Consider the following 22278-nt stretch of genomic DNA (forward strand, 5'->3'; position numbering starts at 1 on the left):
AGGGTAATATTTAGATTAAATTTTGCTATTTTGGAAACTTATAAGCTACGAAAACCGAACTTAATCTAATATTTATTGCTGTGCCCCACACAACTGCGATATCACTGCCCACGCTAGAGCCCATCTTCAGGGCCCTGCCCAGGCTATACGCTGTCCTGACCCCGGATCTTGTCATCGTTGAGGTGACCGATTTACTGCTGAAAGGGCTGCACCTGACACGCGAGCAGATCTTAGGGCACTCCCTGTTCGATCTGTTCCCAAACGATCCCAACCAACCTGAATCCCGGGCGGCTGTGATGCAATGCCTGCAGCATGCCCTAATACACAAAGAGCCTTTTCATAATGGCATGCTCCGTTACGACATTCAATGTGGCTCAGAGTACGAGGAGCGCTACTGGAGTGCAACCACTGTACCTGTGCTGAACGACGTCGGGGAAGTGCAGTACCTCATACACGAGGTTATCGAGGTGACCGACAAGATCCAGGTCGAACGCCTGCACCAGCAAAGTCAGGAACAACTGAACCTGATCAGCAACGCCACCAAAGCCATTGCCTGGGAGTACGACATCGCCAATGACCGCATGCACTGGGGGAAAGGGCTCAAGGAACTGTTTGGCTACACACCCGAGGAAATAGGACCAAGTGGAGAATCCTGGGATTCGCGGGTGCATCCGGATGATTTTGAGAAGGTGCAACGCAGTATACAAGAGGCGCTGGCCAATAAGCAGAGCACATGGACGGGCGAGTACCGTTTTCGGAAAGCAGATGGCAGCTACGCTTACATCCTGGACCAGGGCTATACAACATACGATGCTGAGGGTGAACCCATCCGCACCACCGGCTCCATTATCGACATCACCCAGAACCATGATACGAAGGAGGCACTCAAAGAAAGCGACGCCCGCTTCCATCACCTGCTGGAGACGCTGCCGCACATGGCCTGGACGGCCTCACCAAAAGGCAAGGTGCTCTTCTTCAACAAGAACTGGTACAGCTATACCGGCATGCTCCGGGGCCAGACAGATGGCTGGATCAACGCGGTCCATCCGGAGGACTCAGCCTTCATACTCACCAGCTGGCACAACGCCGTGGCCACAGGCAGCAGCTTTGAACTGGAGTATCGTATTCGCCACCACCTGGACGGCAGCTACCGCTGGTTTCTGGAACGTGGCCTGCCGATGCGCGACGCCAATGGAAACATTACTCTCTGGATCGGCACTTACACGGATATAGATGACCAGAAGAATCAGGTGGAGGAGCACAAAGACGACCACCTGGAGAACCTGCTCCGTCTTTCGCCGGTGCACCTGTGCCTGTTGCATGGTCCTAACCATGTGTGCCAGTATGTAACCCCCGGCGTATACAAGCTATATGGCAACCGCAGCTACGTTGGTCACACTGCCCGTGAGATTTGGCCGGAGCTCGAGCCGATCGGTTTTTTTGATCTGCTGCATGAGGTATACGCCAAAGGGCGCACCGTGTACATCAACGAGTTCCGCACACAAATTGACGACGACTTCAATGGCAACCCGCGCGATGCCTTTTTTAACTTTAAATACCAGCCTTTGTTCGACAGCACCTCTACTGTAGAGGGCATTATGATTTCGGCCATAGAAGTAACCAACCTGGTAATAGCCAGGCAAAGAGCGGAGGCACTGGCAAGGGGAGAATCCGGATCTTAATTTTTTAACTTTGTTTAAAACAAAAAAGGCCATAATTTGTAAAAGAACTCAAAATACAAGCTATGAAATCTGTAAAGACTATCCTGCTGATAGACGACGACGATACAACCAATTACCTGAACCAGCGCCTGCTCTCCCGTATGGAGGCGGCATCGGACATCAGGGTAGTGACAAATGGTGAAGAGGCTCTCGACTACCTGAACAAAGCTTTCAACGGCGAGGAGAACTATCCGAAGCCGGACCTTATTTTTGTTGACATCAAGATGTCAGTAATGGATGGTTTTGAGTTTTTGGATGAGTACCAGCGATTTGAGGAGGATAAAAAGCTACGCACAGTAATGCTCATGCTTACTTCTTCGGCCAGTTTTTACGATCTGGAGCGACTTAAAAAATACCCGGAGGTACGCAGGCATTACTCCAAGCCCCTTGCCGAAGCCGATGTGCGCGAGATCATGGAAACCTATTTTTAATCGAACCCCATTTTATTGTTTAAGAGGCGCCTTCACAAAGGGCGCCTCTTTTTTTATACCTGTGCCTGCGCCAACAATAGCCCCCATAAACCGTAAAAAATAATGCCACCATTATGTGACATAAGATCAAGGCATCTATTATTCAAAAATAAAACAACTATGAGAAACGACGCAGAACATCACGACCAACCGGGCGACTACAACCAGCGCATCGGCCGTGAGCTATACAATAAGGACAAAGGACAGGAACACCCACAGCGCTACAGCTATAGAGGTCAGGGTCAGAATCAAAAGAAGTGGGATGAAGGCAACTACTTCCATACCGGCCCTAGTCCGCGTGGCGCGCAGGACCGCAACCGGGAAGCTGAAAGCGGACATCATTACACAGGTAATAGACCGGGGCCCTACCAAAGCGACCGGGGCACTTACCAGACCGGCCACTATGGCAGCCGCAGCGAAAGCCCTTACCGTAACGAAAGTCAATACCTGAACCATGGCTACAGAGGCCCGGGAAGTGCCGGTCAGCAGCCTTATCGTTCGCAGATGGGCAGTGGATCCCAGCCGGGCAACTACAACGAACCCCCAACCTCGCAGGACAGCCTGTGGCGTGAGGGACCAGGCACCCGCAGCCGTTATAAAGAGGACGACTACCGTTATGGAAGCGGCACGCACAACTGGTACAACGAGGGCCGCTACTCCCCGGACGTGGAGCCGGAGAACCAGGACAAGCGCGGATTTTTTAAGCGCATGCGCGACACTTGGGATGACATTATGCAGTCCGACAACCCGGACTACGAGCCACACAACAGATACGACCCGGAGCGCCGCGCCGAGCAGCTGAGCACCCGCCAGCGTTACGGCGGGGAGTCATTCCGCGACCGCAAATTTGACCGTGGCTACGAGGGCGGACCGCGCTGGGCCGATGAAACTGACTCCGGCAACGACAATTATTACAAAGATGCTGGCAGAAACCAACGCAACCGCCGCTAATGCGTATAGCAGACAGATTAGGTTACTTTGGTAGTAGATTAGTAAAAAAGGCAGCTCACCGGCATCGGCGAGCTGCCTTTTTTTTGCTGATTCCGAACGCTGATAAACATCAGGCTCAGGTGCCCGTACATAAAACTCGACACTCTATTTAGAGGCATCTCAGTATTTAAAAAGAAAAGATATGCACCACGAGGAAGAAAACAGACATCATGAGCGGCACGAACGCCCAGGTCGTCCGCACCCACGCCACGAGAGCGAGCAGCAGAATTTTCGCAGCCGCTGGGAAGAACCCAGACCTTTTATGCATGACCGGGATAGAAGACATTACGAAGAAGAAATGCGTGCGCGGGAAGAGCGGGAGCGGCATGCCTACCGCCAGCAGCAAAGCGACCGCCAGCAACATGAGAACATAGACAGACATCTGCACGGTTTTTCAGATGACCACCATGTCCACCATATAAGAGGCGAGCACCGTAACTGGCGGGATGACGGCGGGCAGTTTAGCGCCGAGAACCAGCATGCCCGCGACAGATGGCAGCAGCAGGAGCAGCTCCCCCCGCTACGCGAACAGCGCCGCCGGCAACAGAGCCGTCGTGATGAGGACTGGGATGAACGGGGCTGGTAATTGAGCCCCATCGTTTAGAAACGCTTCCTGAACCCGGCCCCGAACGATACCAGTTCCGGTATGCCGGGTACCAGGTTAAGCGACAGGTCATACTGACCTTTCAGCTGATAGTTGTACTCGAACTCGCCGCCGTACCAGTAAAACTTATACTGCCAGTCGCCGCTGCGGTCAAAGTAGCCGTCGTCTTCGTAACCCGGCAGTCGGTTCCAGTCGCGGCGGTAGACCAGAGTGGGGCCGAAGCCGCCATTAAGTGAGTGTCGACCCGCCTTAAAAATCTGCCCGCGCCAGCCCAGGTGCGTAAAGCCGGCCATTGACGAGGCGCAGTCGGAGTACAGCCCCTGCTCTACCCGCACACTAATGACGTCGCGCACCACAAACCGGTCGTAGCCTACTATACCTCCAAAATTGAGTACGGCTATACCTTTCCCGTCAAGCCTGTTTTTGAAAAGCTCCGGGTAGGGCGTTTGGCGCAGGTGCATCGACAAACCAAAGTACTTCACGGTAAAGGCATTTTTATAAGCTATGGGCGACTGCGCCCAGCCCGACGGTATACCCTGACAGCACAAAAAAAGAAGAAGTATAAAACGTATAAAATGCTGCATACAACCTGATTATACAGGATAAAGCGCATTTTGTTAGCAGATCGCTATACCTTTGCACTCCGTATGAACGATACCCTGGACATTTTACTTGAGCAGGTACGTGCCTGCCGCCTTTGTGCCGAACACCTGCCACATGGGCCCCGCCCTGTGCTCCGGGCCTCTCCCTCTGCACGACTGCTGATTGTGGGGCAGGCGCCAGGCACCCGGGTACACGCCAGCGGTATACCTTGGGACGACCAGAGCGGCAAGCGCCTCAGGCAGTGGATGGGTATAGCACCGGAGGTGTTTTATGATGGGCAACAGGTGGCCATCATCCCGATGGGCTTCTGCTACCCCGGAAAAGGGAAAAGTGGCGACCTGCCGCCCCGCCCCGAATGCGCCCGGCATTGGCACCAGCAGCTACTGCCCCTGCTGCCCGACGTACAACTCACGCTGCTGGTCGGCAAGTATGCGCAGGACTACTTTCTGGGCGAGAGGGCCAGACCTTCCTTAACCGAAACCGTAACAAACTGGGCCGACTATCTGCCTGCGTACATGCCCCTGCCCCACCCTTCGCCACGCAACCAGTTTTGGCTGCGGCGCAACCCCTGGTTTGAGCAGGAGGCTATACCTGTGCTGCAGCAGCTCGTGGCAGAGGCCCTTGGCTAATTTTTACTTGGAATATTCCCTTTAACTTCTATCTTCGTTCATCAGCACAAAACCTACCCTATGATCAACTACCCAAGCAGCAAACTACCTGATGTCGGCACCAGTATTTTCGCTGTGATGTCGGCGATGGCTAATGAGCACGGAGCAATTAACCTGTCGCAGGGCTTCCCGGATTTTAACTGTCCCGACGAGCTGATAGCACTTGTGACCAGGTATATGCAGGAGGGCTACAACCAATATGCCCCGATGCCTGGCATGCCGGCTTTGCGCCACAAGATCAGCGAAAAAACAGAGAAAGTATACGGCTACCGCCCAGACCCGGACCAGGAAGTAACGGTCACATCCGGCGCGACAGAGGCGCTGTTTGCAGCCATCACGGCGGTAGTAAAACCCGGTGATGAGGTTGTGGTGCTGGAGCCCTGCTACGACAGCTACGCTCCTGCCATCCGCCTGGCGGGCGGCATCCCTATTTACGTGCCCCTAGCTATACCTGACTTCAGCATCGACTGGGATTTGCTGAAGAAGAACATCTCAAGCCGCACCCGCCTGATCATCATCAACACGCCGCACAACCCGACCGGTGCCGTGATTCCGCGCGAGGACCTGGAAAAGCTGGCCAACCTGACCGACGGCTCCGACATCCTGATCCTGAGCGATGAGGTATACGAGCACATGGTGTTTGACGGGAAGGAGCACGTGAGTGCCCTGCAGGTAGAGTCGCTGCGGCAGCGGGCCTTTGTAGTCTCGTCCTTCGGGAAAACCTACCATACCACCGGCTGGAAGATAGGCTATGTGGTAGCACCACCTGCGCTTACGGCAGAGCTGCGCAAGATGCACCAGTTCATCACCTTCAGCACGGTTACGCCGCTGCAGCTGGCCATTGCCGACTACATGGACAACGAAGCCCACTACCGCTCCCTCCCCGACTTCTACCAGGCCAAGCGTGACCTGTTCTGCGAGTTGGTGCAGCCATCGCGTTTCGAGCTTGTCCCTTCGGCCGGCACTTATTTTCAGTTACTGAAGTATGACGCTATTTCTCAAGAGCACGACCTGGAATTTGCCAAGCGCCTCACACAGGAAATCGGCGTAGCCTCTGTGCCTGTCTCGGCCTTCTACCACAACAAAACCGACCACCACTACCTACGCTTCTGCTTCGCCAAAAGTGAGGAAACCTTGAGACAGGCAGCGGAGCGGCTAGTGAAGTTGTGATTGGATGAATTGTTAAATTGTTAAATGGTTAAATTGCTGAAGGGGTAAGCGGTTTAGGTATAAGTCTGATATTACACAACCACTAGCAGGTATAGCCAGACTAACTTGCCCCTTGAGCTACGAAGCGGATCCCCTTAGCCAGGTGCACCAATTGGCGCTCCACTGTCTGAGCGTTCAGCGAGTTTGGAGCGTCTTGATTTTTTTGCTTACTGGGGGTAGGGGCCCTCTTTCTTTTCATCAAGGAAAAAAGTAGGGCCCGCCCGGCCAGGGCAAGCTATAAAACAACGCCAAGTTAAGCGAAGCAACAGTAGAAGATTCGAAGCAGGAGCTTACCTACCTTTTACCCAAGATTCTTTCAGAATGACAAAAGGGTTAGCTTGGGATAAAATGTCAGTACAACCGTAAAACGTTATTCCTTATACCTATCACCCATGCAAGACTTACGCATCACCATCATCCAAACCACACTGCACTGGCAGGACGCTACAGCCAACCGAAACATGTTCTCGGAAAAAATGGCCGCTGCAGCGCCCACGACTGATCTGATTGTACTTCCGGAGATGTTCACGACCGGTTTTAGCATGGACGCGGCCGGGCTGGCAGAAGACGCGGAGGGACCAACCCTGCAGTGGATGCAGAAGGAAGCAGCCAGGTATAGCGCCGTGCTGACCGGCAGCGTGATGGTGAAGGAAGGGGATAACTATTACAACCGGCTCTATTGGGTACGCCCCGACGGCACGTACGAGCATTACAACAAGCGCCACCTGTTCCGGATGGCGAAGGAGCACCACAGCTATACCTCGGGCAAAGAAAAGCTGTTGGTAGAATTAAAAGGCTGGAACATTTACCCGCTGGTGTGCTACGACCTGCGCTTCCCGGTTTGGAGCCGCAACACGAATAGCCAATACGATTTGCTCCTCTACGTAGCCAACTGGCCAAAGCCCCGGGCCAATGCCTGGAGCACGCTGTTGCAGGCACGTGCCATCGAAAACCTGAGCTATGTGGTGGGTGTGAACCGCGTCGGAACTGACGGCAACGGCCACCCTTACACCGGCGACTCAGCCATCATCCACCCTAAAGGACATAAGCTGCTTGAAACTTCCGAGGCGGAAGGTATACATACCATCACCTTGAGCAAACAGGAGTTGACCGATTTTCGGGAGGCTTTCCCGGCGCACCTCGATGCAGATGATTTTACGTTAAACTGATTTTGTCAGAAACTGGCGCAGCGCCTCTTCATTGGCCAGCAAGGTATAGGCTATACCTGACCGGGCCTGCAGCATGCGCAACAAGCGAGGCTGCTGACCGACAAGGACAATGTGTCGCTGTGCATGTGGCAAAAGCAACTCCTCGAGTAAGGGCATCAACCGGTTTAAGTCTCCTGCCCCACCCTTTATACACACAACTGTTTCCGGATTTTCCTGGAGAAGCCGCACCGCGTATTGTTGCAAGGTGGCATCTGATTTGGCGTCTACATCAAAGACAGGTATAGCCGGAGCGTATTGTCGCACCATTTTGAGGATGGGTTTGTCAAAAGCCGTTTCTTCCGAAAGATCAATGAACAGAAAGGCTTGCATCAGTGTATGACCAGTCTGCAAGTTTCGTGGCGGCCGTTGCGTGAGGTGGCACGCAGCAGGTATACGCCCGCCTTTAGGTGGCTCACATGCAAGGTATGGCGGCGATTGAAGCTTTCGGTTCCATCGTATACCTTGCGCCCGATCATGTCGTGCAGCACGATGGAAACGGACTCGCTTGCCTGTACTTGCACAGGCTCCTGAGCGCCTGCCACCGGATTCGGGTATACCTTCAGTTCCAAGCCGCTCGTTTTATCATCCGGGTTGCCATAATTGCCACCGGTTTGCTCCAACAGGTATAGGCCGCCCCCCTGCGTGCCGATGGCCAGGTAGGTGTTATTGGGCCCGCCCAGCTCAGCCACAGCCAACCCAAGTCCGCGACCAAAACGGGTGGTTTGCGCCTTCCCTGTCAGCTCGTTTTCCAGCACCTCAGTTGTTTCAGTGAAGTCGCCATCCAGTTTGCCGAGGAAATCAGGGTATATGCGCAGGGCTCCGCTGTCGTCTGTGGTAAGCAGGTCGAGCTTGGCATTGCCATCTATGTCCACTACTACGGGCGCCAGGTTGCGGCGAAAGAAGTCAAATTTGATTCCGCCTATGCTTTGCTTCTCCAGCACAAATTCATTTCCGGAAGAGCGGTAGTAGTCCAGCGTACCACCGGCTTTGCCGACCAGCATTTCCACGCGCTGCCCATCCACCCGGAACAGGTGTGGTGTATCGCCATTGGCCAGGGTATGCAAGTGAAACAGGCGGGCCGTGTTAAAAGCAGAAGGCTGACCGGCTTTGCCGTTGTTTATGTAATAATCGATGTGTGTGGTGCCTGCTGTGGCATGATCAGAGCCAAACTGCGCTCTGTAAGTCAGGACAAGATCCGGCACGTCGTCCTGGTTGATGTCGAAGAACGACGGTTTCAGCGAAAGCATGTTCTGGGTGGACAGCGCCAGGTAATCGTCGGTGATAAAAGTAAAAGCGGGTTCAGCCAGGGTGCCCGTGTTGCGATAGAGACTCAGCGTTGCCACAAACTTGCCGTTGCGGTTTGCCCGTCCGTTACCGACTACTAGGTCGAGCAGGCCGTCGCCATCAATGTCGGCAAAAGCAGGGTGGGCATTTTCACCCAGGTCGATCATCTGACTCTGCAGAAAGTTATCTTGTACAAAGTCAAAGTTAGGCTGGCTGGCAGTGCCCTTGTTTTGGTAAAGCCATGACGAGCGCTGCAGTTCCAGGTCTCCTGCGTTTTCGTTGCTGTTAGGCGCCACCAGCAGGTCAGGTATACCATCAAATGTCACATCCTCGTAATAGGCTGCCGGGAAACGATTGAAACTGGCAGCACGACTACCTGCCGGAAAAACCGTCTCAAAGCTCTCCATGCGCGCCTGCGTCTTCGTGCCCACATTCTCCATCTTCACCAGGCTTTCGCACTCCACACTGCCCATCAGCAGATCTTTGTCGCCGTCGCCATCCAGGTCGATGGCCAGCAGCGCGGAACCGTCGTGGCCCGAGTGCAGGGGACCTGCCATACGGCACTGGATGCCGAAGCCAAAATTATTACAGCCATGGCACTCTGTGATCTGTCCCCACCAGTCAGAGGCAAGCGCGAACTCCAGCGATCCGCAGGTTTTTCCTTCTTCCACCTGCATGTTCTGGTAATACTCCAGGGTATAGCCTCCCGAAAATTCTGAAAGCAGGATATCCAGGTCGCCGTCGCCGTCCATGTCCACGATGGCAGGTATGTCAGAGATGTTCATCTGCATGTTGATGCTGTTCACGCCATTGCGGCTCCGGTAAAAGAGAGCATCTTCTGTCAGTTCAAAGGTGGGGTATTTGTTGCTGCTCGCCTCCTGCTGGTATACCCGTATACCAAGCGGTGTGCTGGTGAAGATATCTTTCAGGCCGTCGCAATTATAGTCGCGCAGCAGCACCCAGTTTTCGAGTTCGGCCGGAAACAAGACCTCGTACTCAGGAGCGTAGGTATAGCGCCACTGCCCTTCTTCCTGCACGGCCATGTAGGTATAGACTTTGCGCAGCATGCGGTCGAAGACGAACAGGTCGTCGCGCCCGTCTCTGTTCAGGTCGATGGTGGAGTACTGCGGTGTATTGAGTCCGCCACCCCAGGGGTTGCGCAATTCGGTTTCACCCATCTTTACAGGCACATCCGTGCGTTGCTGGAACCGCAAAGGCTCCTGAGCAGACGCATCAATAAGTAACAGGAAAAGGAGAGGTGATAACAGGTAGCGCATAGACAGTTTGTTAGGCAATCGGGCTGTTGCTTTTGCCGTTTTGAGTGTATATTGCCATGGCGACTGCGTGCTATACCTTACCACGGGCAGCTGCGCCAATTTTCAGACTAAAAATACGCATTTCATGCCGAACAGCATCGACTTTCTTTACCAAAAATACCTGGAGTGCCGCCACGTCAGCACCGACTCCCGTGCCCCGCAGGACCAGAGCCTGTTCTTTTCCCTGAACGGACCTAATTTCAAGGGTGCCAAGTTCGCACAAGGCGCCTTGGAGAAAGGTGCCAGATACGCCGTGGTAGACGACCCGGCATTGGCTTCTGACACCGTGTTTGTGGTAGAAGACACGCTGCAGGCGCTACAGGACCTGGCCCGTCACCATCGTCAACTATTGAGCATACCGGTGATCGGCATTACGGGCAGCAACGGCAAAACTACGACCAAAGAACTGATCTATGCGGTGCTGAGCCAGAAGTTCAACACCCTCTATACTCAAGGCAACCTCAACAACCACATCGGGGTGCCGCTCACCTTGCTGCGCCTCAAGCCGGAGCACGAAATGGCGATCATCGAGATGGGCGCCAACCACATTGGGGAGATTGCTTTGCTAAGCAGCATCGCAATGCCCACCCACGGCATGATTACGAACATCGGCAAAGCGCATCTGGAAGGTTTCGGCAGTCTGGAGGGTGTGGCCCGTGGTAAGAGCGAACTGTACATGCATCTGCTGGAGCATGGCGGCACTGTGTTCGTGAACACCGGCAACGAGCATCTGCTGCGCATGAGTCGCCGCATTGAGCACAAAGTAACCTACCCGGCCCAAGGCGACTTTTACCAAAGTGCGTTACTGGAGGCCTCGCCTTATGTAGTGTATAAGGACGAAGAAGGTAACGTGGTGCATACGCAACTGGTAGGCAGCTACAATTACGAGAACATGGCTGCGGCAGCCTGTATCGGCAAGTACTTCGGGGTACCGCTGGAGAAAGCCAACACAGCCATCGCTAACTACAGCCCGGTAAACAACCGCTCGCAGGTGATGCAGAAAGGCTCTAACACCCTCATCCTCGACGCCTACAATGCCAACCCGACTTCGATGGCGGCGGCTATCCGCAACTTCGGCGGCATGAACGCCCCGCGCAAGGTTGTGATCGTGGGTGATATGCTGGAGATGGGTAGTGAGAGTGCCTCCGAGCACAAAGCCATCGGCGAGGTCATCGCAGAACAGAATTTTGAAACCGTATTGCTATGCGGACCTGAGATGAAGCATGCGGCAAATGCAGACAGCCGCTTCCACTACTTCGCTACCAAGGCTGAGCTTCAAAAATGGCTAGAGGCCAATCCTGTTTCGGAAAGTTATGTGCTCGTGAAGGGCTCACGCGGTATGGGACTGGAAACGCTGGTGGAAGTACTGTAGATTTGAGAGTGCGCTGGTTCTAGCCACTCCTATACCTAATAACAAGGCCCGCGATTTAGACAATCGTGGGCCTTGCTCTTTTGGTTTTATTCAGACGCTCTATACTCCATTTACTGAAACTTCTTTAAAACGGCGAGTCAAAGTCCTGCAACAGCGGCAGCACCTCATCCTTCGGCGATACCAGCGGCTCGGCTATACCCCAGTTTATACCCAGAGCAGGGTCGTTCCAGAGGATGCCGCCTTCGGATGCCTGGTGGTAGAGGTTGGTGCATTTATACAGGAAACTGGTGTTGTCCTCCAGCGCTACAAAGCCGTGTGCGAAGCCTTCCGGTATGTAGAGCATGTTGTGCTGCCCGGCATCAAGTATGCAGGTGGCATGCTGTCCGTAGGTAGGGGAGTTTTTGCGAAGGTCGAGCGCCACATCTAACACACGGCCCGAAGCAACCCGCACCAGCTTGCCCTGCGCGTAGGGCGGCTTCTGAAAATGCAGTCCGCGCAGCACACCTTTTTTCGACACCGATTCGTTGTCCTGCACAAACACCGGGTTAATGCCGTAGGGCGCAAACATGCCGGCATTGTAGGTTTCCATGAACCAGCCACGCTCGTCGCGGAACACGCGTGGTATAAATTCGATCAGGCCTTCAATGTGATAGGTCTTATGCTGCATAGCTGGTGTAAATGGATCTGCTTTGGTTCTTTTAGAAGGGTGGCAAGTTAGGTTTTTTCCCCTTTCTTCTGAAATTTTTCAACTAACTTGCACCCATCCTGCCTGCTTCCACGGCGCTATACCTGCTAATTTTGACCGGGGCCGGGAACAATTACGTACAATGATGCACGCCGAAAAAAGGCTGACTAACCGCTACGCTTAACATCTGAAAATGGGTAAACAAAAATACTACGAAACCGCCAAGCCGCAGGAAACTGCCGTGCTGGTAGCGGTGCCTGCCTACAAGCAAACCGACGAACAAACCAACGAATACCTCGACGAACTGGCCTTCCTGACCGAAACAGCCGGTGCCGTGACCCTGAAGCGCTTCATCCAGAAACTCGACAAACCCGACATCCGAACCTTTGTGGGAAGCGGCAAACTGGAAGAGATCAAAGCCTATGTAACGGAGCATAAAGTGGACATGGTAATCTTTGACGATGACCTCACCCCCTCGCAGGTGCGCAACATTGAGCGCGAACTGCAGGTGAAGATTGTGGATAGAAGCTTACTGATTCTCGACATCTTCGCGCTTCGTGCCAAAACGGCGCAGGCCCATACACAAGTGGAACTGGCCCAATACCAGTACCTGCTGCCCCGCCTGACTAACCTCTGGACTCACCTTTCCAAACAAAAGGGTGGTATCGGCATGAAGGGTCCGGGTGAAACCGAGATTGAGACGGACCGTCGTATCGTGCGCGACAAAATCTCGTTGTTGCGCGACCGACTGGAGAAGTTCGAGAAGCAGAATTTTGAGCAGCGCAAATCACGGGCCGGTATGGTGCGTGTGGCACTGGTAGGGTATACCAACGTGGGCAAATCTACGCTCATGAACCTGCTCTCCAAATCCGACGTGTTTGCCGAAAACAAACTCTTCGCGACAGTGGATGCCACGGTGCGCAAGGTCGTGCTCGACAACATTCCGTTCCTGCTCTCCGACACGGTAGGGTTCATCCGCAAGTTGCCTACCAAGTTGATCGAGGCCTTTAAATCTACGCTCGACGAGATCCGCGAAGCCGACCTGCTGGTGCACGTGGTTGACGTGTCGCATTCTTCGTTTGAAGACCAGATTGCGGTGGTAAACAACACGTTGCTTGACATCAACTCTGCTGACAAACCCGTGTTGCTGGTGTTCAATAAGATAGACCAATACCTGGAGCAGCGGGAGCAGGAGATGCAGGAAGAAAGTGCGAATAATGAAGAGGGTCACGAAGTGCGCCCTTCCATCGAAGATCTCAAAGCCACCTACATGGCCAAGGTACACGCCCCTGCCCTGTTTATTTCAGCAACCAACCGCATTAACATCGACGAGCTGCGTGCCGAGTTGCAGCGCCGTGTGGCGGAAATCCACTTCGAGAGGTATCCAAATAACGTATAACGCAGCTCCTGGAAGCACCAGAAAAGGGAACAACCCGGTAAGGGTTGTTCCCTTTTTTGTGATTGCTATGTGATGTTCAAATCTTGCAATGGCTTTTATACCTGTGAGTGTCTGGTGGGTATAGCTTGTCTGGATCAGAATTTTCAGGATTAAAGGATTTACAGGATGCTCGTGCACGTTTGTAACCCCACCCCGGACCTTCCCTTTTATCGAGGGCCCCTACCCTCAAAACAGGGGAAGGAGCGGTGCACGATTGACATCCCCCTGCCCCCTTCGAAGGGGGACTTTCTCTAGCTGCCATTCAACAGGTATAGCTTCGTAGTTACTGTTTCATAGTTGCCGGGTCAAACCACCCCTGCCCCTCCTTGTCCAAGGAGGGGAGCTTTTGGCCACTGCCATTCTAGCGTATAGGCGCTGTAGCAACTAGCCATCGTAGATATAGTCCTGTTATTTCAGTCACAGACCACACATACCACTGACACGCATCGAAAGACATCCTTGGCCCTTGAACTATGAAAGAAACAACTTTAGCCATGTGCACTTTTGACGATTTTGTGTTGGGGGAAGGGGCCCTCTTTCCTTTCATCAAGGAAAAAAGTGAGTGCCCGCCGCACAGGCGAAACAGCCGCCCGCCTGGCCAAGGCATACTCTGCAACAGCAGCAGTAGCTATACCTATACCTGCCCACGGGAATGTGGACATCCCCAACAGTTTGCTTTCGGATCTGGAGATCCGAAAGAGACTACCTGTAGATTGCTATACCTTGCGAGACTATCAGCTATACCTTATACCTGGGCCAGAGACCCCTCTATACTAGTCACAAGCGAGGACGCTCGCGCCATACCTGCTTTACCTGCACCCGCCAAAGCTATCCCTACAACCAACTATTTCAACAGCAAATTTCCCCTAGCCAGCCAAGCCATCACACTCCCCTCCCCCGTCACAACTATTTTCCCTTGCTTTCAGTAAACAGCAGGTATAGCAGACGCGCTATGTAACAGGCGTGCTGTTATACCTTTCTGAATGTGAATCATCTTATGAAAACCTTATATATCATGCGTCATGCCAAGTCCAGCTGGAAGTTCGAGGAGCTGAGCGACCATGACCGACCTCTTAACAAACGCGGCCGTACGGATGCTCCGCTTATGGGGCAGGAACTGGTGGCCAACAACGCCAAAATTCAGCTTATCCTGTCAAGCCCTGCGGTGCGGGCAATTACGACAGCCACGCTGGTGGCCCGCGAGCTCGATTATGATGCCGATGACATTGCGATAGATGACCGCATCTATGGCGCCAGCGCTGCAGAATTACTCGAGATAGTCCACGAGGCACCCGCTGATGTGGATTGTATGCTGATGGTAGGTCACAATGATGCCATCTCGGAGTTTGCCAACACGCTCTCACCCAAGCCTCTCACCAGCATGCCGACTGCCGGGGTGGTTGCGCTACGCTTCGACTGCAATAGCTGGCACGACATCAACCGCAGCAATGCCGGGCTTTTGTTTTACGAAGTGCCCAAAAAATTATAAATAACACAGCACAGCGGCGTGGGCAGGTATAACCCCATACCTGCCCACGCCGCCTATACCTTTACACCATTGCCTCACCGGGCAACAAACCAGACCATGGAAACTGATACCCAAGATAAAAAACCAACCACCACGCCGCTGATCAACCGTGAGCTCAGCTGGCTGGCATTTAACTACCGCGTGCTGCAGGAGGCGAAAGACCGTAGGGTGCCGCTACTGGAACGCATCAAGTTTATGGCCATCTTCTCGTCGAACCTCGACGAGTACTTCAAAGTGCGCGTGGCCACGCTCAAGCGCCTTATCAAACTCAAAAAGAAGACCCGCGAAAAGCTGTCCGAAGACCCCGCCGATACCTTTGAGCAGGTAATGCAGGAGGTAAAACGCCAGCAGGAAGAGTTCGGAGAAGTTTTCAGGGAAGGCATCCTCGCCGACCTTCGCCAACAAAATATCCACCTGCTCACCGAAAACGACCTGAACGAGGAGCAGCAAAAGTGGGTGCAAACCTACTTTGCCGAGCACATTCAACCTCACATCCTGCCGCTTTTGCTCGATGCTACCGAGACGCACTTTTTCCTGAAAGACCAGACCGTATACCTGGGTGTGCAACTCTTCGAACCGAAAGAGAAGAACTTGAAGCCGGAGCGCTTTTCCATGCTCGAGATACCTACCAAAAAGCACGGCGGCCGCTTCGTGAAACTGCCAACGGTGGGCGAACAGCGCTATGTCATGTTCCTCGACGATGCGATTCGCTTTTGCCTGCCCGCCCTGTACCCGAATTACAGTCGCTTCGAGGCGCATGCCGTGAAGGTGTCGCGCGACGCCGAGCTGGATATTGAAGAGGAAGTATCAGGCAGTTTGATGGCCAAGATCCAGAAGAGCCTGCAGAAGCGTGAAACCGGCTATCCGGCCCGCCTGCTCTACGACCCCGTTACGCCCAGACCGATGCTGGAGGCGATTATGGCGCATACCGGCATATCGGAAGATGAACTGGTGGAGGGCAGCAAGTACCACAACTTCCGCGACTTCTTTGGGTTCCCCGACTTTGACCTGCCGGACCTGAAGTACTCGCCGCAGCCGACGTTAGTGCACCCGCTTCTGGAGAAGGAAGCAAGCCTGATTGAGGCCATGAAAAAGCAGGACTACCTGGCGCACTACCCTTACCAGTCCTTCGACTACGTGCTGCGCTTGTTCGATGAAGCCGCCAACGACCCCAAAGTAACCGCAATGAGCGCCACCCTGTACCGCGTAGCCGAGGACTCCGCCATTGCCAAATCGCTGGTGAAGGCTGCCAAGAGCGGAAAGTTGGTAACGGTGGTGGTGGAGCTCAAAGCCCGCTTCGATGAAGAATCGAACATCTTCTGGGCAGGCAAGCTGCAGAAAGCCGGCGCCAACGTCATCCTGGGCCTTCCTGACCTGAAGGTGCATACCAAGCTGGGCCTGATCACCCGCAACGAAGACGGCCAACTGGTAAACTATGCCTACCTGAGCACAGGCAACTACAACGAAGATACTTCCAAAATCTACGCTGACCACGCCCTGTTCACCTCCAACAAAGTCATCACACAGGATGTGGAGCAGGTGTTCAACTTCTTCATCGATCGCCAGCACGACAAGAAATTCAAGAAGCTGCTGATGGCCCCGATCAACATGCGGGATCGCTTCGTGGATCTGATCAACCGGGAAATAAAAAATGCCAGCAAAGGCAAGCCTGCCTCCATGATCCTCAAGATGAACGCCCTGCAGGACGAGCGCATGATCAGGAAACTGTACGCTGCCAGTCAGGCTGGTGTGAAGATAGAACTGCTGGTGCGCGGCATTTGCTGCCTGGTGCCGGGCGTGGAAGGGTTGAGTGAAAACATCCGGGTGCGCAGCATCGTGGACCGCTACCTGGAGCATGCGCGGGTATATATCTTTCACAACGACGGCAAAGAAGAATACTACGTGGCCTCCGCCGACTGGATGACGCGCAACCTGAGCCGCCGTGTAGAAGTGGCTTTCCCGATTCTGCAAAAGGACCTTGTGGAGCAGCTGCGTGCGATCATTGATCTGCAGCTCGCCGACGACACCAAGGCCCGCGACATAGACAACAACTATGTGGAGCAGCCCAGCCCCACCCACATCCGGTCGCAGTACGCCACGTACGAGTATTTGCGCAAGCTGATACCCGAGGGGATGGAACCGACCCGGAAATCGAAGTAACTGTACCTCATATAAAGAGCAAAGCCCGACTCGCTATACCTGCAAGTCGGGCTTTGTCATTTCTATACCTGTGTTTCTTATCGGTTCTGGCTGCGTTCCAACAGCTTGCGGGGTGGCACTGCGTAAAGCTCTATCCCAACGTAGCCTGCTCCTTTCAGCGTGTTTTTGATCAGCACATCGCGTGAGCCCACATCATCGAAAGCCCGGTGACGGTAATACTGCCTGAAGCCCCCTTCCACGGCAAACCACAAAAAGTCATAGATCTCCTGCTCCAGCCGCAGCAAGCCTTTGATGTCGGTGCGCCGGAGTTCGATGTCGTTGAACTGCGAGAGCGGTGGTTCGCTGGCGTAAAGGTTGTAGCTGGCCCCCTCAATGCGGTAGCCGGTATAGAGGAGCGTCTTTTCGGACACGTTGTAGCGCACCCGCAGGTTGGCCGGGAAGATGGACTCCACGCCCCAGCGGTCGTTGAAGGTGCGGTTGTAGATGATGCCCGGGTAGAGGCGCTGCCGCCCGAAGGTATAGCCCAATTGGAAGCCGACACCCCAGGCAAAGTCAGGGCTGCGCTTCCAGCCATAGCCCACGTCTATAGTGGTTTTCAGGTAATCCGACACGCTGATGTTGTCGCGGGTATAATCGCCGTTGAGCTCGCCCTTGGCGCGCACCAGCAGGAAGCGCACCTCGTCAAAAGAGTGCAGGAAAGCCAGCTGCAGGCCCAGGCTCTTCAGGTTTTTGTCTTCCAGGTTGCGGTACAGGCTGTATGAGGCTGGCGATACACTCTCGAAATTAAACTCCTCGAAGCTGTGGTCTATGCCCAGGATCAGCTTGGTTTGCGGCTTGTTCATGACAGGGGCCAGCGCCCGCACAGAAAACTTGTTGTGTCGCCGCACCCGCGCCTGTCCGTTGCCCACTTCCGGGTTGTCCGACTCCGATTCCATGTCGAACTGCGGCAGGCGCTCGTAGCCAATCACAATGCCCCGGCTTTTGCCCATGCCCCTTACGCCCGGGCTGGCGTATTCTTTGGTCTGTTTTTGGACATCGCTCAGATCCTGTTCGGTTTCCTGGGCCAGTGCGCGTTCTCCTAGCAGGAGCAAAGGTATAAGGAGTAGTTTAGGTAAGGTTAATTTCATAGTTAGTAGCTAAATTACATGGCGGTAAATGCAAAAAGTGCCAAAACAGAGGCACTTTTTGCTATACGTCTTTAGATATTTTTAGAATAAAAAGCCGAAGCTTAATGTCCACAGCCTTTCCACATCGCCTTTGGCGTAGGTCAGCACGATAACGTTTTTCTGCATAATATCGGCCCATACACCACCGCCTATACCTGTATGCAGGCTGCGGAAGAAGGCAGAATCGCGCTCGCCATCCTGGTACACGCGACCCACATCGTACAAGCCCAGTACTCCGAGCCTCCCCGGCGTCAGGTATAGGTTAAAGTCAAGGAGCGAGAGGCGGGCTTCGGCGTTGGCATAGATGGCACTGCGGCCGGCAAACCGGGTACGGCGGTAGCCACGCATGTTGTCCATGCCGCCCAGCGTGTTGGCCTGGTAGAAGCGAAAGTCACCGAAGTTATGCGCTGCCCCCAGACGGCCCGCCCAGGTGAGTTGGAACGGGAAGCCAGGCGTCAGGTAGAAGGCGAACTCAGAGCTTACGTGGGTATAGCTCAGCCCCTCACCGTCGGTCTGCTTGTTGTAACTCACGCGGTTATGCAGGCGCATGCCGATGCGCGGGTTCTTCTGATTGCCCTCTCCCAGCACATCCATGTCGGCAAAAGCCATCACACCCACGTAGTGCTGCGATTCGAAGCGGTCCTGCTCAAAGTCGTAGGTGCCTGGCTCCATCCGGCCGCTCAGTGCCTCGTTTACCAGGTAGGTGTCATGCTCGGAGTTCACTACCCGGAAGCGATCGTAAGTAGGGCCTATACCTACTTTGAAGAAAGGTGCCAGGTTGTTGTTGAGCGTTGCGCCCACGTTCACCCGCTTGAACCGAACACGGTAGAAGGAGTCATCCGCCCCATCCTGCTGGTGCGTGTCGTTGCCGTAGCCGTAGAAGTTACGCTGGTATTGCGGCCCCTGTATGGCAGCATTCACACCGATGTTCCAGTTACCGAACACCTGCCGGACATCGCCGGTATAGCGCACGTTAAATGAGTTTGTGTGAAAGGCATAATTGCCCTCCAGCAGGTGCTCCGAAGCATAGGGCGATTTGCGGAACTTATGCGTGCGGGCCAGTATACCGGCTCCTAAAAACAGCCCGTCGTCCACGTTGTACTCCAGCGACAGACGCGGCCCCAGGTAGGGTAGTTTGTAATTGTCCCGGTCATAAAAATTCACATCCGGGCTAATGCTGGTACGGACTTTTGTTTCAGGTCCGAAGTTGAACACGTTGCCTTCTTCCGTATCATACACAATCGTGTGTCGTTTAATACCGGCCACACGCGAGTTATCAGTGATCACATCCTCGTCATTTCCCCCAATGATGCGCACCACGATGCCTTTGTTCACATCTCCCTTCACTTCAAAAATATCTTTGCCGCGTTGCCCGTACAGGCGCAGCTCTTCGGTTTCAGGGGTATAGAAGGTGCGCTTGTAAAGAGTGTCGCGCAGCACACCCTCTTTGTTGATCTTGTATACCGTCAGGTGGGTTTCCTCGTCATTGAGGCGGTTCACTACAAAGTGCTCGTGCTTGTCGCTCCCGGCTACGTCTACCATTTCAGCGAGGTGTTCGTAATAGGCCTCGGCCGCCTGCGGCAGCTTATCGCGTCGTGAGCGCAGTTTGGCTTTGATGTCCTCCCCAGATATAGTCCGCACCTCTTCCGGCCACTGGTTGATGGCCTCTTCAATTACCTGATCCGTTACACCTGCCTTTATCTCTTCGGCAATGCGGATCCAGTCCTGCCGGGTGATGGATGAGGTAAAAGTGCGGTCGATGGTAAGTGCACTCAGGTTGAGTCCCACGATGTCAGGGAAGTCGTGGCCGAAGTTCTGAACGTTGCGCACGCCCCACTTCCGGGTGGCCAGCCAGGGTATAATGCCATCCGCTTTGAAGAACACCTGGTCACGGTCTTCGGGCACCGGGATGTATACCTTGCCACTGTCGGTCTTCTCTTCTTTCCAGCGCCACTGCCCCTCGTGTCGGTCCCAGTCGCCTACGAGCATATCGAACAGTCTGGCACGCACAAACTCCTGCTGGTTCACTTTGTTGTCGTTGTCCTGCCGCAGCTCCTTCAGCACTTTATCTGTACCTACCAGGTTCTCGGCAAAGCCCAAGCTCTCCACGTCCTCGTGGTTCTCGTCGGCATCCTCCTCCAGAAAAGCCAGCGTGTTGCTGAATTCATCCATATACTGGCGCAGGTATGGCGTTTGGGGAATGTACACCAGTTTCGGATTGGTATGGAACACACCGGCCCCATCTGCCAGCCTAGGTATAGCCAGCGCACCATAAGGGTGCTGGGCTGAAATCTGGTCCTGCAGCAAGGCTTTGGCAGCGGTTTGGCGCAGATACTCCGGCAATGCCATCGTCGGGTCCTTATCGACGGTGCGTAAGGTATACTCGCGGGCATCAGGGTTACGCACTTTCAGCGAAGCCGTTTGCTTACCGCCCCCCTTCTGGTAGGGTGTGAGCCCGCCCAACTCGTTGCGCATGTCCAGCAAGGGCACTTCTACCGGGGTGGCCCACTCGCGGCGGTAGTGGTCGCCCAGCATGGTGCGGCGCAGCCCTTTGGCAGTGTAGTTATCGTTAGCAGCCACCACAATAGTACTGTCCGCGTAGTTGGTTTCGTCTACTATGGCTGACCGCTTGCGGCGCGGCTCCTTGGCATAGAGCGGCGTCCGGAAGGTCATGGTGCCCTCCGATCCGTCGCCCTCCGGCGTCCAGTATTCCACCCAGGCCTCCCCGTTTTCGTAATACATCAGCTTGGCAAAACCTTTCACCTGGTGGGTGTACATGGCGTTGCCGCCTGGCTTTACGTGCTGTATCTTACAACCCGATCCACTAACAATGTGAGCCAGTTTGTTGTGCTTGAAATGCTGCAGGGAGTGCTCGTGACCGGCAGCATACACAATGTTATCATACTTATCAAAGATGTTGAGCAGCCCCTCGATGTAAGCGTTGTAGCGCGGGTGCGGAATGTCCTGCAGGATGCCGCCGTACTTGCGGGCAAACGGATAGATGGACCCGATGACAGGCAGCGGCAGGTAGATCCAGTCGCGCAGCATGGTGAGCGGAAAAATGTGGTCTTTCAAGGTGAAGAATCCACCGTGATTACCGCGCGTGAACAAGGGGTGGTGCGCCACTACCACGATGTTGGAGCCCTGATGCTTTTCTATGATATCCTCCAGTTTTACCAGGAAGTCAGCCTCTGTAGACGCCCAGCAGTTGCTGCCCGCTCCGTAAGGGCGCTCCCAGGGGTGCAGCCACCACTCCGAGTCCAGCGCAATTAATACAACATCATCGCTTATCTTCACTTCATAAGGACCAGGACAGCCATCGCCCGGCACATAGAAGTCACCGCCCACCACAATGCCCTCTTCCGTCAGGTACTCATTCACGTAGTTCTGTTGGCGCACCACAAACTCGAGCCCACCGCGGCCGCTGTGGTTCCAGTCGTGGTTGCCCGGAATCATGTATTTCTCTCCCTGGTAGCCCCGCAGCACATCCAGCTGGGCGTTCAGGCGCTGTTCTGATACTTCCCGGTCGTAACGCCCTGGCTCAGGCAGACCGTTGTGGTACACGTTGTCTCCCAGAAAAACGGTTGTGCTTTGCGCGCCGGCTTCGTTCATCTGCTTTTGCATAAGCTTGAGCGAGGGCTCCTGCTGCTTCAGGTCGGGTGCGCCCACGTCGCCAATCAGAAACACGGTATAATTTACTTTGTTGTCAGCTTTGGGCTCGGTTTGCTGCCAGTTGAGCACATCGCGGCTGTAGTAAGGTTTTTTGGTGGCGCAGGCTTGCAAAAGCACCAAAAAAAAGCCCACAGCCAGAGGACGCAGGATAAGAGGTATAAGGTGAAGACGGTTTTTCATAAGA

18 protein-coding genes are annotated in these 22278 nt (G+C 54.3%); 12 read left to right on the plus strand and 6 right to left on the minus strand.

All coding sequences use genetic code 11. The annotated features are described in order from the left end of the window. The first annotated feature begins 80 nt into the window (after positions 1 to 80). The 4 genes from AC4QZR_RS03505 (at position 81) to AC4QZR_RS03520 (ending at position 3767) form a co-directional block, all read left to right on the plus strand. Complete coding sequence (locus tag AC4QZR_RS03505; RefSeq protein ID WP_494479641.1) at positions 81 to 1682, plus strand: PAS domain-containing protein; 1602 nt, start codon at positions 81 to 83, stop codon at positions 1680 to 1682. A gap of 62 nt (positions 1683 to 1744) precedes the next feature. Next, the gene (locus AC4QZR_RS03510) at positions 1745 to 2152 is read left to right on the plus strand and encodes a response regulator (protein WP_253401060.1); all 408 of its coding nucleotides are present in this window, start codon (positions 1745 to 1747) and stop codon (positions 2150 to 2152) included. A 159-nt stretch (positions 2153 to 2311) separates the two neighbouring features. After that, a complete protein-coding gene (locus AC4QZR_RS03515; protein ID WP_494479642.1) occupies positions 2312 to 3142 on the plus strand; it encodes a hypothetical protein in 831 nt (276 codons plus the stop codon). A 181-nt stretch (positions 3143 to 3323) separates the two neighbouring features. After that, a complete protein-coding gene (locus tag AC4QZR_RS03520) occupies positions 3324 to 3767 on the plus strand; it encodes an acyltransferase (protein ID WP_494479643.1) in 444 nt (147 codons plus the stop codon). 14 nt (positions 3768 to 3781) lie between these two features. Here the strand turns inward: AC4QZR_RS03520 and AC4QZR_RS03525 are convergent, their stop codons facing one another. Next, on the minus strand, positions 3782 to 4369 hold the full coding sequence (locus AC4QZR_RS03525) for a hypothetical protein (protein WP_494479644.1): 588 nt from the start codon (positions 4367 to 4369) through the stop codon (positions 3782 to 3784). A 63-nt stretch (positions 4370 to 4432) separates the two neighbouring features. Here AC4QZR_RS03525 and AC4QZR_RS03530 point away from each other — a divergent pair, with 63 nt between their 5' ends. The 3 genes from AC4QZR_RS03530 (at position 4433) to AC4QZR_RS03540 (ending at position 7434) form a co-directional block, all read left to right on the plus strand. Further along, positions 4433 to 5017 (plus strand): uracil-DNA glycosylase family protein, encoded by a 585-nt coding sequence (locus AC4QZR_RS03530; protein ID WP_494479645.1) that lies wholly within the window; start codon positions 4433 to 4435, stop codon positions 5015 to 5017. Positions 5018 to 5077: 60 nt separating this feature from the next. Beyond that, a complete protein-coding gene (locus AC4QZR_RS03535) occupies positions 5078 to 6226 on the plus strand; it encodes a pyridoxal phosphate-dependent aminotransferase (RefSeq protein WP_494479646.1) in 1149 nt (382 codons plus the stop codon). Between the two features lie 431 nt (positions 6227 to 6657). Next, entirely contained in the window at positions 6658 to 7434 is a 777-nt protein-coding gene (locus tag AC4QZR_RS03540; protein ID WP_494479647.1) for an amidohydrolase, read from the plus strand. Here the strand turns inward: AC4QZR_RS03540 and AC4QZR_RS03545 are convergent. Together AC4QZR_RS03545 and AC4QZR_RS03550 are read right to left on the minus strand one after the other, a co-directional pair. Next, complete coding sequence (locus tag AC4QZR_RS03545) at positions 7426 to 7803, minus strand: hypothetical protein (protein ID WP_494479648.1); 378 nt, start codon at positions 7801 to 7803, stop codon at positions 7426 to 7428. The genes AC4QZR_RS03540 and AC4QZR_RS03545 overlap by 9 nt on opposite strands. After that, on the minus strand, positions 7803 to 10034 hold the full coding sequence (locus AC4QZR_RS03550; protein WP_494479649.1) for a T9SS type A sorting domain-containing protein: 2232 nt from the start codon (positions 10032 to 10034) through the stop codon (positions 7803 to 7805). The genes AC4QZR_RS03545 and AC4QZR_RS03550 overlap by 1 nt, the downstream gene beginning before the upstream one ends. Before the next feature lie 124 nt (positions 10035 to 10158). On the opposite strand from AC4QZR_RS03550, the gene AC4QZR_RS03555 reads away from it, so the two are divergent. Further along, complete coding sequence (locus AC4QZR_RS03555) at positions 10159 to 11445, plus strand: UDP-N-acetylmuramoyl-tripeptide--D-alanyl-D-alanine ligase (protein WP_494479650.1); 1287 nt, start codon at positions 10159 to 10161, stop codon at positions 11443 to 11445. Positions 11446 to 11569: 124 nt separating this feature from the next. Here AC4QZR_RS03555 and rfbC read toward each other — a convergent pair whose 3' ends face one another. Then, complete coding sequence (rfbC, locus tag AC4QZR_RS03560; RefSeq protein ID WP_494479651.1) at positions 11570 to 12112, minus strand: dTDP-4-dehydrorhamnose 3,5-epimerase; 543 nt, start codon at positions 12110 to 12112, stop codon at positions 11570 to 11572. 211 nt (positions 12113 to 12323) lie between these two features. Here rfbC and hflX point away from each other — a divergent pair, with 211 nt between their 5' ends. The 4 genes from hflX (at position 12324) to ppk1 (ending at position 17256) form a co-directional block, all read left to right on the plus strand. Next, positions 12324 to 13529, plus strand: a complete 1206-nt coding sequence (gene hflX / locus AC4QZR_RS03565; protein ID WP_494479652.1) for a GTPase HflX — start codon at positions 12324 to 12326, stop codon at positions 13527 to 13529. Between the two features lie 597 nt (positions 13530 to 14126). Then, complete coding sequence (locus AC4QZR_RS03570) at positions 14127 to 14345, plus strand: hypothetical protein (protein WP_494479653.1); 219 nt, start codon at positions 14127 to 14129, stop codon at positions 14343 to 14345. 220 nt (positions 14346 to 14565) lie between these two features. Then, positions 14566 to 15057: a SixA phosphatase family protein gene (locus tag AC4QZR_RS03575; RefSeq protein ID WP_494479654.1), complete on the plus strand. Its 492-nt coding sequence runs from the start codon at positions 14566 to 14568 to the stop codon at positions 15055 to 15057. Positions 15058 to 15075: 18 nt separating this feature from the next. Further along, complete coding sequence (gene ppk1, locus AC4QZR_RS03580; protein WP_494479655.1) at positions 15076 to 17256, plus strand: polyphosphate kinase 1; 2181 nt, start codon at positions 15076 to 15078, stop codon at positions 17254 to 17256. A gap of 77 nt (positions 17257 to 17333) precedes the next feature. On the opposite strand, the gene AC4QZR_RS03585 is transcribed toward ppk1, so the two are convergent. Beyond that, entirely contained in the window at positions 17334 to 18383 is a 1050-nt protein-coding gene (locus tag AC4QZR_RS03585; RefSeq protein ID WP_494479656.1) for a DUF6268 family outer membrane beta-barrel protein, read from the minus strand. Between the two features lie 81 nt (positions 18384 to 18464). After that, on the minus strand, positions 18465 to 22274 hold the full coding sequence (locus AC4QZR_RS03590; protein ID WP_494479657.1) for a metallophosphoesterase: 3810 nt from the start codon (positions 22272 to 22274) through the stop codon (positions 18465 to 18467). Positions 22275 to 22278 lie beyond the last annotated feature (4 nt).

The sequence above is a fragment of the Pontibacter sp. YIM B11418 genome (genome assembly GCF_059278805.1).

What these genes read in the sequence shown, in the direction of transcription:
- AC4QZR_RS03510 (WP_253401060.1), top strand. Translation starts at nt 1,745, where the DNA reads ATGAAATCTGTAAAGACTATCCTGCTGATAGACGACGACGATACAACC.
- AC4QZR_RS03515 (WP_494479642.1), top strand. Translation starts at nt 2,312, where the DNA reads ATGAGAAACGACGCAGAACATCACGACCAACCGGGCGACTACAACCAG.
- AC4QZR_RS03520 (WP_494479643.1), top strand. Translation starts at nt 3,324, where the DNA reads ATGCACCACGAGGAAGAAAACAGACATCATGAGCGGCACGAACGCCCA.
- AC4QZR_RS03525 (WP_494479644.1), bottom strand. Translation starts at nt 4,369, where the DNA reads ATGCAGCATTTTATACGTTTTATACTTCTTCTTTTTTTGTGCTGTCAG.
- AC4QZR_RS03530 (WP_494479645.1), top strand. Translation starts at nt 4,433, where the DNA reads ATGAACGATACCCTGGACATTTTACTTGAGCAGGTACGTGCCTGCCGC.
- AC4QZR_RS03535 (WP_494479646.1), top strand. Translation starts at nt 5,078, where the DNA reads ATGATCAACTACCCAAGCAGCAAACTACCTGATGTCGGCACCAGTATT.
- AC4QZR_RS03540 (WP_494479647.1), top strand. Translation starts at nt 6,658, where the DNA reads ATGCAAGACTTACGCATCACCATCATCCAAACCACACTGCACTGGCAG.
- AC4QZR_RS03545 (WP_494479648.1), bottom strand. Translation starts at nt 7,803, where the DNA reads ATGCAAGCCTTTCTGTTCATTGATCTTTCGGAAGAAACGGCTTTTGAC.
- AC4QZR_RS03550 (WP_494479649.1), bottom strand. Translation starts at nt 10,034, where the DNA reads ATGCGCTACCTGTTATCACCTCTCCTTTTCCTGTTACTTATTGATGCG.
- AC4QZR_RS03555 (WP_494479650.1), top strand. Translation starts at nt 10,159, where the DNA reads ATGCCGAACAGCATCGACTTTCTTTACCAAAAATACCTGGAGTGCCGC.
- rfbC (WP_494479651.1), bottom strand. Translation starts at nt 12,112, where the DNA reads ATGCAGCATAAGACCTATCACATTGAAGGCCTGATCGAATTTATACCA.
- hflX (WP_494479652.1), top strand. Translation starts at nt 12,324, where the DNA reads ATGGGTAAACAAAAATACTACGAAACCGCCAAGCCGCAGGAAACTGCC.
- AC4QZR_RS03575 (WP_494479654.1), top strand. Translation starts at nt 14,566, where the DNA reads ATGAAAACCTTATATATCATGCGTCATGCCAAGTCCAGCTGGAAGTTC.
- AC4QZR_RS03585 (WP_494479656.1), bottom strand. Translation starts at nt 18,383, where the DNA reads ATGAAATTAACCTTACCTAAACTACTCCTTATACCTTTGCTCCTGCTA.
- AC4QZR_RS03590 (WP_494479657.1), bottom strand. Translation starts at nt 22,274, where the DNA reads ATGAAAAACCGTCTTCACCTTATACCTCTTATCCTGCGTCCTCTGGCT.